A 15,179-nucleotide genomic window follows, 5' to 3' on the forward strand; every position below is an offset into this window, starting at 1 on the left:
CTTTTTTATTTTTAATATCAGATTGTTACATTAGCTTCTTCAAGCGATAAAGTGCTTCTAACGCTTGGCGAGGCGTTAGATCGTCAGGATCAATAGCTGCTAATGCCTGTTCGACTTCGCTTGGGTCTGGGATCAAACTGAGTTGATTAGCAATATCTACAGTTGAGCTTTTACTGCTATTAGGTTGTTGCTGGCTTAGTAATTCAAGCTGCGACAGTTTAGCGCGCGCGTTTTTGATCACTGTTTTAGGCACGCCAGCAAGACCTGCCACTGCTAGGCCGTAAGATTTACTTGCCGCTCCTTCTTGAACCGCATGCATAAAGGCAATGCTATCGCCATGTTCCACGGCATCTAAATGCACGTTGGCTAAGTGAGGTAGCTGGTTTGGCAGCTCGGTCAGTTCAAAATAATGAGTGGCAAATAGCGTTAGCGCGCCAATTTGGCTTGCGAGCCATTGTGCACTTGCCCAAGCCAATGATAACCCATCATAGGTACTGGTGCCGCGGCCAATTTCATCCATCAATACCAAGCTATTTTGTGTCGCATTATGCAAAATGTTGGCAGTTTCGGTCATTTCAACCATGAAAGTAGAGCGACCAGAGGCGAGATCGTCCGATGCACCAATGCGGGTGAAGATGCGGTCAATCGAACCGATGCATGCTGCTTCCGCTGGTACATAACAACCGATATGCGCTAATAAAGTAATCAATGCAGTTTGGCGCATGTAGGTCGATTTACCGCCCATGTTAGGCCCGGTAATGATCAACATTTTTCGTTGCGGATTGAGCTCAATTGGGTTGGCAATGAAGGGGTCATTCATCACTTGCTCAACGACAGGGTGACGGCCCGCTTGAATATGGATCGCTGGCTCTTTACTCAAGGTCGGGCGACAGTAGTCTAAGCTTTCAGCGCGCTCGGCAAGGTTTTGCAACACATCGAGCTGCGATAGCGAAGATGCAAGGTTTTGCATCTGCTCTAAATGAGGCAACAATAAGTCAAATAACTCTTCCCAAAGCTGCTTTTCCACTGCCAGTGCTTTTGATTTCGAGTTGAGCACTTTATCTTCATGCGCTTTTAGCTCGGCAATAATATAACGCTCGGCATTTTTCAGCGTTTGGCGGCGCACATAGTGGGGAGGAACAAGGTGACTCTGGCCACGGCTGACTTGAATGTAGAAACCGTGAATCGCGTTGTAGCCGACTTTTAGCGTATCAATGCCGTGATGTTCGCGCTCTTCAGCTTCTAATTTATTCAAGTATTCGGTTGCGCCGTTGGCTAAATCACGCCATTCATCCAGTTCGGCGCTGTAGCCATCGGCAATCACGCCACCATCACGAATCACAACTGGTGGGTTGTCTTTGATTGCTCGCTCAAGCAGTGTGCACAGCTCATCCAATGGCTGTACATGATGAGTTAACTGAACTAAGTGGGGTTGCGATAAGGGTTGCAGTATTTCACTGAGCTGCGGCAATTGCTGCATCGCATGTCGCAGGCGTGCTAAGTCTCTTGGGCGAGCGGAACGCAATGCCAAACGAGCAAGAATACGTTCAATATCGCCAATCTGTTTCAGCACAGGTTGTAATTCACTAAACAGAGCAAGCTGTTTCAACTCGCCGATCGCATCAAGGCGTTGATTCAGCGTATCAATACAGCGCATCGGTTGGTGTAACCAGCGTTTGAGCATGCGGCTGCCCATTGGGGTGGCGCAATGATCGAGCACTTCCGCTAAGGTGTTATCAAAGCCACCGGACAAGTTCTGCGTGATCTCTAAATTACGGCGCGTGGCGGCATCTAAGATCACCGAGTGATCTTGGCGATCAAACGTCAGTGAACGAATATGAGGCAGTGCAGTGCGCTGCGTATCTTTCACGTATTGAATCAAGCAGCCAGCGGCGCATAAGCCCAGTTTAGCCTGTTCTACGCCAAAACCGACCAAATCACGCGTACCAAATTGTTGGTTCAACTGCTGTTTTGCTGTCTCTAACTCAAATTCCCAAATAGGGCGGCGACGGTTTCCTTTGCGATTGCCCATTAAAGTGACTGGCGTGAAATCTTCAGGGAAGAGCAGTTCGCGCGGTGCGGTGCGTTGCAGTTCGGCGGCCATCGCCTCTTCGGTTTCTGGCTCACTCAGTTGGAAGCGCCCTGAAGTGATGTCTAAGGTTGTGTAGCCAAAGCGACCATCGTGGTGGTAGATGGCGGCAATTAAGTTATCGACTCGCTCAGAGAGCAAGGCTTCATCCGTGACCGTACCGGGCGTGACAATCCGCACCACTTTACGCTCAACGGGGCCTTTGCTGGTGGCAGGATCGCCAATTTGTTCACAAATCGCGACGGATTCGCCCTGCTGTACCAATTTCGCTAAGTAACCTTCCACAGCGTGATAGGGAACGCCCGCCATTGGAATAGGTTCACCCGCAGAAGCACCGCGTTTGGTGAGTGATATTTCCAGCAATTGCGATGCGCGTTTAGCGTCATCGTAAAACAGCTCGTAGAAATCGCCCATCCGATAAAAGAGCAGAATATCGGGGTTTTCGGCTTTCAATTGCAGATATTGCCGCATCATCGGGGTGTGCTGTGGTGAAGACTCGGCGGAAGATGCGCTGGATTTGCTCATGTTATTCGTCACTCGATTATCAATGGCTGACTGTGAAAATGACCACTGTACAGGAATGGCAGCGGCCTTAGCTCTGACATGAGTTAGAAAGAATCGTCAGAACATGCATTTAAATAGTTGGAGAGGATAACAAACTTCGCTATTGCTGAGCAATCAAGGGATGCTGATGTGGAAGCAAAGCCAAGGGCTAAAAAGTGATGAGCGCGTTCAGCACTGATTAGCCCGTTGGGTTGGAGATTTGATCTAAGAAAAAAGACCGGATGAGAGATAACGATCGCCTCGATCGCAAATGATGGCGACGACCACCGCTCCTGGATTTTGTTGCGCGATTTGTAACGCAGCGAAAACGGCGCCTCCAGAGCTGACGCCAGCGCAAATGCCTTCTTGGGTTGCCAAAGCACGAGCCGTATTGATGGCATCTTGCTCTTCGATATCGAGTACCACATCAACACGTGATGATTCAAAAATACCGGGTAAATAAGCTTGAGGCCAGCGGCGAATGCCCGGAATTGCACTGCCTTCTGCTGGTTGTAAACCGACAATGCTTATCTCTGGATTTTGCGTTTTTAGATAGCGAGAAGTGCCCATGATGGTGCCCGTTGTGCCCATACTTGAGACAAAGTGGGTGATTTCCCCGTGGCTTTGTTGCCAAATTTCTGGGCCAGTAGAATCGAAATGAGCTTGCGGGTTGTCGGGGTTATTGAATTGATCGAGTACTTTTCCTTTACCTTCACTTTGCATTTTTAATGCTAAATCGCGCGCTCCTTCCATGCCTTGCTCTTTGCTGACTAAAATGAGCTCACAACCATACGCTTTCATCGCGTCTTTACGCTCTTGGGTGGCATTATCTGGCATGATTAAAATCATTTTGTAGCCTTTGATGGCGGCCGCCATTGCCAGCGCAATACCCGTGTTGCCGCTGGTCGCTTCAATGATGGTATCGCCCGGTTGGAGCTCTTGGCGACGCTCTGCTTGCACTATCATATTGAGCGCTGGGCGATCTTTGACTGAACCTGCTGGGTTATTGCCTTCTAGCTTGACCAATACGGTGCTTGAGGTGTGAGCCGCCAGTCGTTGCAAGCGAACTAAAGGCGTTTGCCCGACATATGCTTCAATCGTTGGAAAGTCCGCCATCATGTTGTCCTTAATTTTTTAGTCGGAAGAGTAAGATGACGTATCCACCTTACCGAACACTACTATAAAGTCGTGCTGGTAATTGGCATACAATTTATTGCTAGAGTTTATTCCAAAAAGTTCTAGTTATCCTCTTTGTTATAATTCATTTTCCTCATACTCTAATTGCCAAGGACGCCATTTTGGCCGTAGTGATTAGGGAGTAGCAATATATGAAGTTCATCAAGTCAGCCTTAGCCAGCTTATTAGCCGTAGGATCGTTGAATGTTTCGGCCGCGGATCAAACCATTCTCAACTCATCGTACGACATCGCTCGCGAGCTGTTTGCTTCTTATAACCCAGTGTTTGAAAAACACTGGCAACAAAAGACAGGCCAAACAGTGGAGATCAAACAGTCGCACGGTGGGTCATCTGCGCAAGCTCGCTCAATTTTGCAGGGGTTAGCCGCCGATGTAGTGACATTCAATCAGGTAACGGATGTTCAGGTGCTGCACGATCGCGGCAAGCTTATCGATGCTAATTGGCAAGAAAAATTGCCCAATGCAAGCTCACCTTACTACTCCACGACCGCATTTTTAGTGCGCAAGGGAAATCCAAAAAATATTCAAGATTGGGGCGATCTCGCCAAAGCTGATGTGGCTTCTGTATTCCCCAATCCTAAAACCTCAGGTAATGCACGTTATACCTATTTGGCCGCGGTCGGTTATGCACAAAAGACTTTTGGCAAAGAAAACCAAGCCGAGCAGGATCAATTCCTCAAACAATTTTTAGCTAATGTAGCGGTATTTGATACTGGTGGCCGTGGTGCGACTACTTCGTTTGTTGAACGTGGCATTGGCGATGTGCTGATTACGTTTGAATCTGAAGTGAACAATATTCGTCAGCAGTATGGAGTGGATGAATATCAAGTTGTGGTACCTAAGACCTCTATCTTGGCCGAGTTTCCCGTGGCCGTGGTGGAAAAAAATGCCAAGCGTAAAGGCACGCTTGAGGTAGCCAACGAATATCTCGCTTATCTGTACAGTGAAGAAGCGCAACGTTTGCTGGCTGGGTTTAATTACCGCGTTCATGATGAAAAAGTGAACGCAGAATTTGCTGATCGCTTCCCTGAAGTTGAATTGCTAACAGTTGAGAGCATTGCTGGCGGGTGGGAAAATGCCATGAAACTTCATTTTGCCAATGGCGCGAAGCTTGACCAACTTCAACGTCGTTAATTCGTCATCGCCACCTGCGCTGAGTGTGGGTGGTTTTCTTACGCATCCGTTTTGTTTCGAGGGTTTATGAGCCATTCCTTCACCGCTTCTTTATCTCGCCCACGCCATAAAAGGGTGCTACCCGGATTTGGTATTAGCCTCGGTACTTCGCTGTTTTTTGTCAGCTTAGTGCTGCTATTGCCCGCCAGTGGTTTGATTATGCAAACGAGCCAAATGTCGCTCACCGAGTATTGGCAGGTGGTGGCGGACCCTCGTGTACTGGCCAGTTACAAAGTAACGGTGGGCGCGGCACTCATCGCCTCATTGTTTAATGGCTTGCTAGGATTATTGCTCGCTTGGGTGCTGGTTCGTTATGATTTTTATGGCAAACGTATTCTTGATGCTTTAGTCGATTTACCGTTTGCTTTGCCTACCGCCGTTGCAGGCATCACGTTGGCGACGCTTTACTCATCCAATGGCTGGGTGGGCAGCGTACTTGGCGAGCTTGGAATTAAAGTGGCTTATACCCCCTTGGGGATTGTTGTCGCGATGGCGTTTACCAGTATTCCGTTTGTGGTGCGCACGGTACAACCCGTCTTGGAAGAGATATCCAAAGAAGAGGAAGAAGCGGGAATGACGTTAGGCGCATCAGACAGCGCCGTATTTTGGAAAGTGATCATGCCTTCGATTCGTCCAGCACTATTGGTTGGTATTGCACTCTCATTTACGCGTAGCTTGGGCGAGTTTGGTGCAGTGATTTTCATTGCGGGCAATATGCCTTACGTCAGTGAAATTACCTCATTAATGATTTTTGTACGCTTACAAGAATTTGATTTTCCGGCGGCGAGTGCCATTGCCTCGGTAGTATTGATGGCATCGTTATCGCTGCTACTACTGATCAATCTATGGCAAGGCGCATACCTGCGTCGAATTCATGGACGTTAAGGAACCGATGATGAAAGCACATCAACCGTTACGAGTCGGAGAAGCACCTTGGGTGAAGTGGAGTTTGATTGGCTTTGCGCTGTTTTGGGTTGCATTGTTGCTGATTATCCCGCTAGTGAGCATTTTCAAACAAGCCTTTGCCAGTGGTTTATCGACTTATATTAGTCATTTAATTGAACCTGATACGCGTCATGCCATTGGTTTAACTTTGCTAGTTGCGCTACTCACGGTGCCAATTAACTTAGTGTTCGGCGTGTTATTAGCTTGGGCAGTGACTCGTTTTGAATTTCCGGGTAGAAAAATATTAACCACTTTAATTGATATTCCGTTTGCCGTATCACCGGTTGTTGCAGGCCTTCTGTATTTACTGCTTTACGGCAGCAGTGGTTGGTTGGGCGAGTGGTTGTTTGAGCGCGATCTGCAAGTGATGTTTGCTTGGCCGGGAATTTTATTGGTCACGGTCTTTGTGACTTGCCCGTTTGTTGCTCGTGAGCTGATCCCGCTGATGCAGCAGCAAGGCCGCTCGGATGAAGAAGCCGCGGTTATTTTGGGTGCATCTTGGTGGCAACTGTTTCGTCGCGTCACCTTACCGAATATTAAATGGGCACTGATTTACGGTGTCATCCTAACCAATGCGCGTGCCATTGGTGAATTTGGCGCAGTAGCGGTTGTGTCTGGCAATATTCGTGGTGAAACCAATACCTTACCGCTACATGTGCAGCTACTGTATGAAGATTATCAATCGGAAGCGGCGTTTGCTAGCGCCTCACTATTGGCTTTCATTGCATTATTAACCTTAGTTTTTAAAGCTTATGTTGAATGGCGTCAACACAACAATCAGACAAAAACGAACAGAGAGCAAGAGACGGTATGAGTATACGTTTAGACAACATTTCCAAACAATTTGGTCAATTTCAAGCGCTCTCTCCGCTCTCGTTACAGATTGATGATGGCGAGATGATTGGCTTACTTGGTCCTTCAGGCTCAGGCAAAACCACTTTGTTGCGCATTATTGCCGGCCTTGAAGGTGCTGATAGTGGAACCATTCATTTTAGAGATCGCGATGTGACTCATGTCCACGTCCGCGAGCGCCGAGTTGGCTTTGTGTTCCAAAACTACGCACTTTTTCGTCATATGACGGTGGCCGACAATGTCGCGTTTGGTTTGCAAGTGATGGATCGCCGTCATAGACCAGCGGCGGCGGAGATCACCAAAAGAGTCAAACAGCTATTGGATATTGTACAACTTGGCCATTTAGCTGAGCGCTATCCTGAACAACTGTCCGGCGGGCAAAAGCAGCGCATCGCCTTGGCTCGCGCCCTTGCAACAAAGCCGGAAGTGCTACTGCTGGATGAGCCTTTTGGCGCACTGGATGCCAAAGTGCGTAAAGAATTGCGCCGCTGGTTGCGCAGCTTGCATGAAGAGCTCGGTTTTACGAGCGTATTTGTCACCCACGATCAAGATGAAGCACTTGAGCTCTCTGATCGCGTGGTCGTGATGAGCAATGGCCGCATCGAACAGATCGACTCGCCAGTGCAGCTTTATGCTCAACCGAACAGTCGCTTCGTCTTTGACTTTTTTGGCAATGTGAATGTATTCCAAGCCAACTGGAATAACGAGCAGTGGGTCAATGGCCAATCGTTTATCTTACCGCCGAAAGATCACGCGATTAATCAATCAGGAAAGTTGTATGTGCGCAGCCATGAGTTGAGCCTATCGAACAAACAAAATAGCCAAGCTTCATTGCCTTTTGAAGTGGTCTCTGTCAATCCTGTTGGCGCGGAAGTGCGAGTGGAACTCGCGCCAGTCGGCTGGGAGAGTGAGCAATTATGGGAAGCAAAATTAACCCATAGAGCATTGAGTGAACAACCACTCACACGAGGCGACAAAACCTTTGCTACACCACAAGTGGGCTACTTTTTTGGTGGGGAGAGCAGCACTCCGCACACCATTCGTTGGCCATTCTTAGACGCAGATAGTTTAATGTTTGAGATCTAAATACAACGGACGAACGATTCAGAATGGGTACGCTTGCGTGCCCATTCTGTTTTCTGATGATTCAATCTGCTATAAAGGTTCAAGCGAAAATAACGTGGCTTTGGAGAGGGCGTAATGAAAGCGATTTTTGCATTAAGTGAACAATTAGGTCAGCAATTGTTAGCACAAAAAGAGATCCTCACCAGTGCTGAATCATGCACTGGCGGTGGTGTGGCATTTGCACTTACCGAGGTTGCAGGAAGTTCGGCTTGGTTTGAACGATCGTTTGTGACCTACAGTAATCTCGCTAAACAAGAGATGCTCGGTGTCAAAGCACAGACACTGGTGGATTTTGGCGCGGTTTCAGAACCCGTGGTGCGCGAAATGGTACAAGGAGCACTTTTGCATTCCCAAGCCACTATTGGTGTAGCGATCAGTGGTATTGCTGGTCCTGACGGTGGTAGCGCAGAAAAACCAGTGGGAACCGTATGCTTTGCATGGGCTTCTAAGCAAGGCTGGGAACGTGCTGAGACGCTTTGTTTTAAAGGCGATCGCGCACAGGTGCGCAAGCAGGCGATTACTCATGCATTACAAGTGGTGAGTCACTTTTTATCGCAGCCAAATTGAACCTAGTCGAAATTTTTTCGACACAGCTATAGACACTGTATGAATCAACAGTATAATTAACCCCAATTGGCGACTAAAGAGTCGATAAAAAATTTAACGAGCCGCTACCCACAGCGACAGTTTGGAGAAAGTAATGGACGAAAATAAGCAGAAGGCGCTAGCCGCAGCACTGGGTCAAATTGAAAAGCAATTTGGTAAAGGTTCGATCATGCGCCTTGGTGACAACCGTACAATGGATGTTGAAACCATTTCTACCGGTTCACTTTCTTTGGATATTGCATTGGGTGCTGGCGGTTTACCAATGGGACGTATCGTTGAAGTCTACGGCCCTGAATCATCAGGAAAAACAACGTTAACGCTGGAATTGATCGCAGCAGCACAACGAGTGGGTAAAACCTGTGCTTTTATCGATGCAGAACATGCCCTTGACCCAATTTATGCTAAAAAACTGGGTGTGAACATCGATGAGCTGTTGGTTTCACAACCTGATACGGGTGAACAAGCGCTTGAAATTTGTGATGCCTTGGCCCGTTCTGGTGCCATTGATGTTATCGTCATTGACTCTGTGGCTGCACTGACACCAAAAGCTGAAATTGAAGGTGAAATGGGCGATAGCCACATGGGCTTGCAAGCACGTATGCTTTCTCAAGCGATGCGTAAGTTAACGGGTAACCTAAAACAGTCCAACTGCATGTGCATCTTCATTAACCAGATCCGTATGAAAATTGGTGTGATGTTTGGTAACCCTGAAACCACAACAGGTGGTAATGCCCTTAAATTCTACGCTTCAGTTCGTTTAGATATTCGTCGTACAGGCTCTATTAAAGAGGGTGACGAAGTCGTGGGTAACGAAACGCGTATTAAAGTGGTTAAGAACAAAATCGCGGCTCCCTTTAAACAAGCGGATACTCAAATTCTTTACGGACAAGGTTTTAACCGTGAAGGTGAATTGGTTGATCTTGGCGTGAAACATAAATTGGTTGAGAAAGCGGGTGCTTGGTATAGCTATAACGGTGATAAAATTGGTCAAGGTAAAGCAAACGCCTGTAAATTCTTGAGAGAGAATCCAGCTGCAGCTATGGCTCTTGATACTAAGTTACGTGAAATGCTGCTCAATCCAGCCGAGTTAATTGTTGAAGAACCTATTTTGAGCGAAATGCCTCAAGAAGAAGAGTTGTAATATTCTCCACGTTTATATTTCAACAAAGCCCTGCAATGCAGGGCTTTGTTTTATCCATGACTAATAGGGACAGTATGTATTCCTCTAAATTCAAATCGACGTTATCGTGCAAAGAGTGCGCATTGCAATTACTGAGCCGACGAGATCACAGCGAGCATGAGCTACAGCAAAAGCTCATGAGTAAAGGGTATGATTCGGAAATTATCGTTCAAACAATGAGTTACTGCCTTGAGAACCATTATTTGGATGAACTGCGCTATGCCGCAAGTCAAATAAGACAACATGTCACTAAAGGTCATGGTGAGCGGCGTATTCGACAAGAGCTGAGCCAAAAAAGAGTCAGTAGCGATGATATTGAAACCGCTTTATATCAAGAGCCTCAAGATTGGTTTGAATTGGCAAAAGCAGTGGCTGAAAAAAAATTCAGAGAACCTGCGGAAAAAGGTTCAAAAGAACATGCCAAACAAGTGCGTTTTTTGCAGTATCGAGGCTTTAGCTTCGAGCAAATTAGCTACGCTTTATCATCATCGGAAGCTTAACTCTTCGTCTGATCTGCAATTTATTTCCTGCCATGCCTTTTCTATAAGAAAACTAGTCGAACTCTTGTCCATGCTTTACAATAACGCAAAATTCTAACTTGAGTATTTCAGGAAGAGCTGCATGTTTATGAGCACTGATGAGGTTCGCCGCGCGTTCCTCTCGTTCTTTGAAAGTAAAGGACACCAAATTGTTGATAGTTCATCATTAGTCCCCGCTAATGACCCAACCCTGTTGTTCACAAATGCAGGAATGAACCAATTTAAAGATTGTTTTCTTGGTTTAGAAAAGCGTGCTTATACACGTGCAACAACGGCGCAACGTTGTGTGCGAGCTGGTGGTAAGCATAACGATCTGGAAAACGTTGGTTTTACCGCTCGTCACCATACCTTTTTTGAAATGTTGGGTAACTTCAGCTTTGGTGATTACTTCAAAGAAGACGCTATCGCATACGCGTGGGAGTTTCTTACTGTAACACTCAAGTTGCCCGCTGATCGTCTACTGGTTACCGTGTATGAAACCGATGATGAAGCATTTGATATCTGGAATAAAAAAGTAGGCATTCCGGCTGAGCGCATTATTCGCATTGGCGATAAACCGGGTGGTAAAGCTTATGAGTCAGACAACTTCTGGCAAATGGGTGACACGGGTCCGTGTGGTCCTTGTACTGAAATTTTCTATGATCATGGCGATCATATCTGGGGTGGTCCTCCTGGTTCTGCAGAGGAAGATGGCGATCGTTTCATTGAAATTTGGAACAACGTATTCATGCAGTTTAACCGTCATGCCGATGGCACGATGGAGCCACTTCCAAAACCTTCCGTTGATACCGGTATGGGTATTGAACGTATTTCTGCGATCATGCAGGGTGTTCACTCAAACTATGAAATTGATGTGTTTCAAGCCTTGATTAAAGCCGCCGCTGATGTAACGGGTTATGACGATCTTTCCAATCAATCGCTACGCGTTGTTGCTGATCACATCCGTTCTTGTGCTTTCTTGATTGTGGATGGTGTGATGCCATCGAATGAAGGCCGTGGCTATGTACTGCGTCGGATTATTCGTCGAGCGGTGCGTCATGGTAATAAATTGGGCGCACAAGGTGCCTTCTTCCACAAATTGGTTGGCCCATTAGCACAAGTGATGGGAACGGCTGGTGAAGAACTGAAAAAGCAGCAAGCGCTTGTAGAAAAAGTGCTGCGCATTGAAGAAGAGAACTTCGGTCGCACTCTTGAACGCGGTATGGCGATCCTCAATGATGCACTCGATAATTTAGAGGGTAGCGTACTGGATGGTGAAACTGTCTTTAAACTTTACGATACCTACGGTTTTCCGGCTGATTTAACTAATGATGTTGCACGTGAACGTGAGCTGACCATTGACGAACTAGGTTTCGAAAAAGCGATGGAAGAGCAGCGTCAACGAGCGCGTGAAGCGGGCCAATTTGGCACTGACTACAATGCAATCATTAAAGTTGATACCAATACCGCTTTCTGTGGCTACAGCGCGACACAAGGCGAGAGCCGCATTGCCGCTATGTTTGTTGACGGCAATGAAGTTGACACTCTATCTGCGGGTGATAAAGCGATTTTGATCTTGGGTGAAACACCTTTCTACGCTGAATCCGGTGGTCAATGTGGTGATGCAGGTGTTATTCAAACGGCCACGGGCTTGTTTAAAGTTGAAGATACACAAAAACTCGGCAACGCCATTGCTCATCACGGTGAACTTATCGAGGGCGTACTCGCCAAAGGCGATGAAGCGAAAGCCATTGTTGATGCTAAGCGCCGCGCTGCAATTTCACTGAACCACTCCGCCACACATTTGTTGCATGCTGCACTTCGCCAAGTATTAGGTTCGCACGTGGCGCAAAAAGGCTCATTGGTAAAAGCGGAAAGCTTGCGTTTTGACTTCTCTCATTTAGAAGCAATGACGCCCGTAGAGCTAAAAGAAGTGGAACGTCTAGTGAACGCGCAAATTCGCCGTAACCACACGATTGAAACCAATATTATGGACATCGAAGCGGCAAAAGCCAAAGGTGCTATGGCACTGTTTGGTGAAAAATACGACGATGAAGTTCGTGTATTGTCGATGGGTGATTTCTCTACCGAACTGTGTGGTGGTATTCACGCAAGTAACACCGGTGACATCGGCCTATTCAAAATAGTTTCTGAAGGCGGTATTGCTGCTGGCATTCGTCGTATTGAAGCGGTGACGGGTGAAGGCGCGCTGGATCTATTGGATCAACAGCAGGCTCAATATGAAGTCAAAGTGGCTGAAATGGCGGCTAAAGCGAAATCTTTGGAAAAAGAGTTGCAGCAGTTAAAAGATAAGCTTGCAGCGAAAGAAAGTGCCAATCTGATCAGCAATGTAAAAGAAATTGCGGGTGTGAAAGTACTAGTTGCTCAACTTAATGGCGCCGATAACAAAGCGCTGCGTGGTATGGTTGATGAGCTAAAAAATCAGTTAGGCAGTGGCATTATCATGCTGGGTAATGTGGCTGATGATAAAGTGGGTTTGATTGCGGGTGTGACCAAAGATCTTACCGCCAAAGTTAAAGCAGGGGAGCTGGTAAATATGGTTGCCTTGCAAGTAGGTGGTAAAGGTGGCGGTCGTCCGGATATGGCTCAAGCGGGAGGTACGGATGTTAATGCCTTGCCTAGCGCTTTAGCTTCCGTAGATGCTTGGATTGCTGAGCATCTATAAACCGTTGTAATAAGTCACGCTCAATCACTGTTTTTTGATTGGGCGTAATTTTATTTACCAAACCAAGTGGTCTAATTGGCGCAATAGGATACGAGCCAGTTATCTGCTTGGTTTTGTTTTTGTAACTACTGAATCGATACTCAACATAGTGCTCTGCTTTCGATTTGGTCCTAATGAGACTTTGGTCTTGGGAAGGTGAAGATAGGTGAAAAAGCCCCTTATCGTGCAAAAGTTTGGCGGAACCTCGGTGGGTTCAATAGAACGAATCCATACCGTCGCTGAACACATCATTAAGGCGAAGAATGATGGTAATCAAGTTGTTGTAGTTGTTTCTGCAATGTCAGGAGAAACCAATCGACTGTTGGGCTTAGCACAACAAATCGATAGTGTACCAACTGCAAGGGAACTTGATGTTTTGCTCTCTGCTGGTGAGCAAGTGTCTATGGCGCTATTAGCGATGACACTCAATAAATTAGGCTATTCAGCTCGCTCACTAACCGGAGCTCAAGCGAACATTGTGACCGATAATCAACACAATGACGCGACGATTAAAATGATTGATACTCGAACGATTACCGAGTTGCTGGCACAAGATCATATTGTGGTGGTAGCGGGTTTTCAGGGTGTGAATGAGAATGGGGATATCACCACTTTAGGACGTGGAGGTTCTGACACTAGCGCTGTGACGCTAGCGGGAGCTCTTAAAGCCGATGAGTGTCAAATATTCACTGATGTGGATGGCGTTTACACATGTGATCCACGTGTGGTTGCAACAGCTCAAAAATTAGAGATCGTTGATTTCCCGTCAATGGAAGAAATGGCACGTAAAGGCGCTAAAGTTCTGCATTTACCTTGTGTGCAATATGCGTGGGAAAATGAAGTTCCTTTACGCGTATTGTCTACTTTTGATGTAAACGCAGGCAGTCTAATCAAAGGTGAGCAGTGTCATAAAGCAGTATGTGGCATTGCGATTCAACGCGACATGGCGCTTATTACTGTGCAACATGATCATTTCCCGAGTTTAGCCAAGCAGTGCCAAATGCTCGGTGTGGAAGTGTGGAGTGTGATCGAAGAGGCAGAATGGACAGGTGTCATTATAAAACGAGACGCTTGTGCTAAATTAGCTCTGGTTTTCAATGACAAAATCCGTAATAGTGAACCCGTTAGTTTATTGACCACGGTAGGTTTGCTGGCTCAGGAATTAGTTGAGCGCTCATGTGAATTACTGGCAGAACAAGGAATAGAAGTAAGTTCTCTTTCGGTTGATAAACAATCGTTAATGCTGGTTATGCAGCCACAACATGTTGATAAAGCAGCCAATATTTTACATGAGGCCTATATAGGGTCAGATGAGCTGTTAGCTTCTCACCTAAAACATGCATCTTTAGGGTGAGAGCGCACTAATAGATAGTTTACGAAAATATAACTTTTAGTGGATAATAGCGCAGTTGCAATATAATACAGAGATTACTCAAGGAGCAAAGAATGCTAATTTTGACTCGCCGCGTTGGCGAAACACTAATGATCGGTGATGAAGTGACAGTAACAGTTCTTGGTGTAAAAGGTAACCAAGTGCGTATCGGTGTGAATGCACCGAAAGAGGTTTCTGTCCACCGTGAAGAAATCTACATGCGCATTCAAGCTGAAAAAGGTAATGGTAGTGTTGCACCTAGCAACTACTAATTATCACAAGGAAGGCTAGCGAATTTTGCTGGCCTTTTTTATGCTTTGAAGTCACTGATATGACAGAAAAGTTTAATTTCACAGCGCTTTGATTAAATAGCCAACGGTTGATTTGATTTTTGTCGCTTTTACCAAGAAAGTGTTTGACATATTTTTGGTAAAAAGTAATATGTGCCTCCGCAAGACGGTGAGGTGGCCGAGAGGCCGAAGGCGCTCCCCTGCTAAGGGAGTATACGGTTTATAGCCGTATCGAGGGTTCGAATCCCTCCCTCACCGCCATTCTTGCTTATTTGGTTTAGCATCCAAATAAAGAACAATGTGCGTCCTTAGCTCAGCTGGATAGAGTACCTGGCTACGAACCAGGCGGTCGGAGGTTCGAATCCTCCAGGACGCGCCATATTCTTTCGTAAGATTGAATGTGAAAATGCGGTGAGGTGGCCGAGAGGCCGAAGGCGCTCCCCTGCTAAGGGAGTATACGGTTTATAGCCGTATCGAGGGTTCGAATCCCTCCCTCACCGCCATTTATTGACCATGAGTCAATTTTTTTGTTCAGAAATAAAATTTTTGTGATGTAATTCACATC

General features: G+C 46.5%; 12 protein-coding genes and 3 tRNA genes. 13 read left to right on the forward strand and 2 right to left on the reverse strand.

Annotation, left to right across the window (positions count from 1 at the left end):
- Positions 1–25: 25 nt before the first annotated feature.
- Together mutS and cysM are read right to left on the reverse strand one after the other, a co-directional pair.
- Positions 26–2,614, reverse strand: coding sequence for a DNA mismatch repair protein MutS (mutS, locus tag B9J87_RS03220; protein ID WP_094149345.1), 2,589 nt, complete (start codon positions 2,612–2,614; stop codon positions 26–28).
- Positions 2,615–2,857: 243 nt separating this feature from the next.
- The gene (gene cysM, locus B9J87_RS03225; protein WP_026027976.1) at positions 2,858–3,748 is read right to left on the reverse strand and encodes a cysteine synthase CysM; all 891 of its coding nucleotides are present in this window, start codon (positions 3,746–3,748) and stop codon (positions 2,858–2,860) included.
- Between the two features lie 212 nt (positions 3,749–3,960).
- Between cysM and cysP the strand changes: the two genes are divergently transcribed.
- The 13 genes from cysP to B9J87_RS03290 all read left to right on the forward strand — a co-directional run bounded on the left by cysP (position 3,961) and on the right by B9J87_RS03290 (position 15,117).
- Positions 3,961–4,962, forward strand: coding sequence for a thiosulfate ABC transporter substrate-binding protein CysP (gene cysP, locus B9J87_RS03230; RefSeq protein ID WP_010320449.1), 1,002 nt, complete (start codon positions 3,961–3,963; stop codon positions 4,960–4,962).
- A gap of 66 nt (positions 4,963–5,028) precedes the next feature.
- Positions 5,029–5,886, forward strand: a complete 858-nt coding sequence (gene cysT, locus B9J87_RS03235) for a sulfate/thiosulfate ABC transporter permease CysT (protein WP_017046719.1) — start codon at positions 5,029–5,031, stop codon at positions 5,884–5,886.
- Between the two features lie 10 nt (positions 5,887–5,896).
- Positions 5,897–6,760 carry a sulfate ABC transporter permease subunit CysW gene (gene cysW / locus B9J87_RS03240; protein WP_017046720.1) on the forward strand — a complete coding sequence of 288 codons (864 nt, stop codon included), beginning with the start codon at positions 5,897–5,899 and terminating at the stop codon, positions 6,758–6,760.
- A complete protein-coding gene (locus B9J87_RS03245) occupies positions 6,757–7,884 on the forward strand; it encodes a sulfate/molybdate ABC transporter ATP-binding protein (protein ID WP_017043744.1) in 1,128 nt (375 codons plus the stop codon). Before cysW ends, B9J87_RS03245 begins: the two co-directional genes overlap by 4 nt.
- A 114-nt stretch (positions 7,885–7,998) precedes the next feature.
- A complete protein-coding gene (gene pncC, locus B9J87_RS03250) occupies positions 7,999–8,490 on the forward strand; it encodes a nicotinamide-nucleotide amidase (protein ID WP_013857707.1) in 492 nt (163 codons plus the stop codon).
- A 133-nt stretch (positions 8,491–8,623) separates the two neighbouring features.
- The gene (gene recA / locus B9J87_RS03255) at positions 8,624–9,670 is read left to right on the forward strand and encodes a recombinase RecA (RefSeq protein ID WP_010320444.1); all 1,047 of its coding nucleotides are present in this window, start codon (positions 8,624–8,626) and stop codon (positions 9,668–9,670) included.
- Between the two features lie 35 nt (positions 9,671–9,705).
- The gene (recX, locus tag B9J87_RS03260; RefSeq protein WP_081989676.1) at positions 9,706–10,209 is read left to right on the forward strand and encodes a recombination regulator RecX; all 504 of its coding nucleotides are present in this window, start codon (positions 9,706–9,708) and stop codon (positions 10,207–10,209) included.
- 121 nt (positions 10,210–10,330) lie between these two features.
- The gene (gene alaS, locus B9J87_RS03265) at positions 10,331–12,913 is read left to right on the forward strand and encodes an alanine--tRNA ligase (RefSeq protein ID WP_094149346.1); all 2,583 of its coding nucleotides are present in this window, start codon (positions 10,331–10,333) and stop codon (positions 12,911–12,913) included.
- A gap of 205 nt (positions 12,914–13,118) precedes the next feature.
- Positions 13,119–14,306: an aspartate kinase gene (locus B9J87_RS03270; protein WP_064624385.1), complete on the forward strand. Its 1,188-nt coding sequence runs from the start codon at positions 13,119–13,121 to the stop codon at positions 14,304–14,306.
- A 92-nt stretch (positions 14,307–14,398) separates the two neighbouring features.
- Entirely contained in the window at positions 14,399–14,596 is a 198-nt protein-coding gene (gene csrA / locus B9J87_RS03275; RefSeq protein ID WP_010320440.1) for a carbon storage regulator CsrA, read from the forward strand.
- A gap of 186 nt (positions 14,597–14,782) precedes the next feature.
- Positions 14,783–14,875 (forward strand) — tRNA-Ser (locus tag B9J87_RS03280).
- A 41-nt stretch (positions 14,876–14,916) separates the two neighbouring features.
- Positions 14,917–14,993 (forward strand) — tRNA-Arg (locus B9J87_RS03285).
- A gap of 31 nt (positions 14,994–15,024) precedes the next feature.
- A tRNA-Ser gene (locus B9J87_RS03290) sits at positions 15,025–15,117 on the forward strand.
- The last annotated feature ends 62 nt before the right edge of the window (positions 15,118–15,179 follow it).

This window comes from Vibrio sp. V19_P1S1T109, from assembly GCF_002241375.1.
In the GTDB taxonomy this organism is placed as follows: domain Bacteria; phylum Pseudomonadota; class Gammaproteobacteria; order Enterobacterales; family Vibrionaceae; genus Vibrio; species Vibrio anguillarum.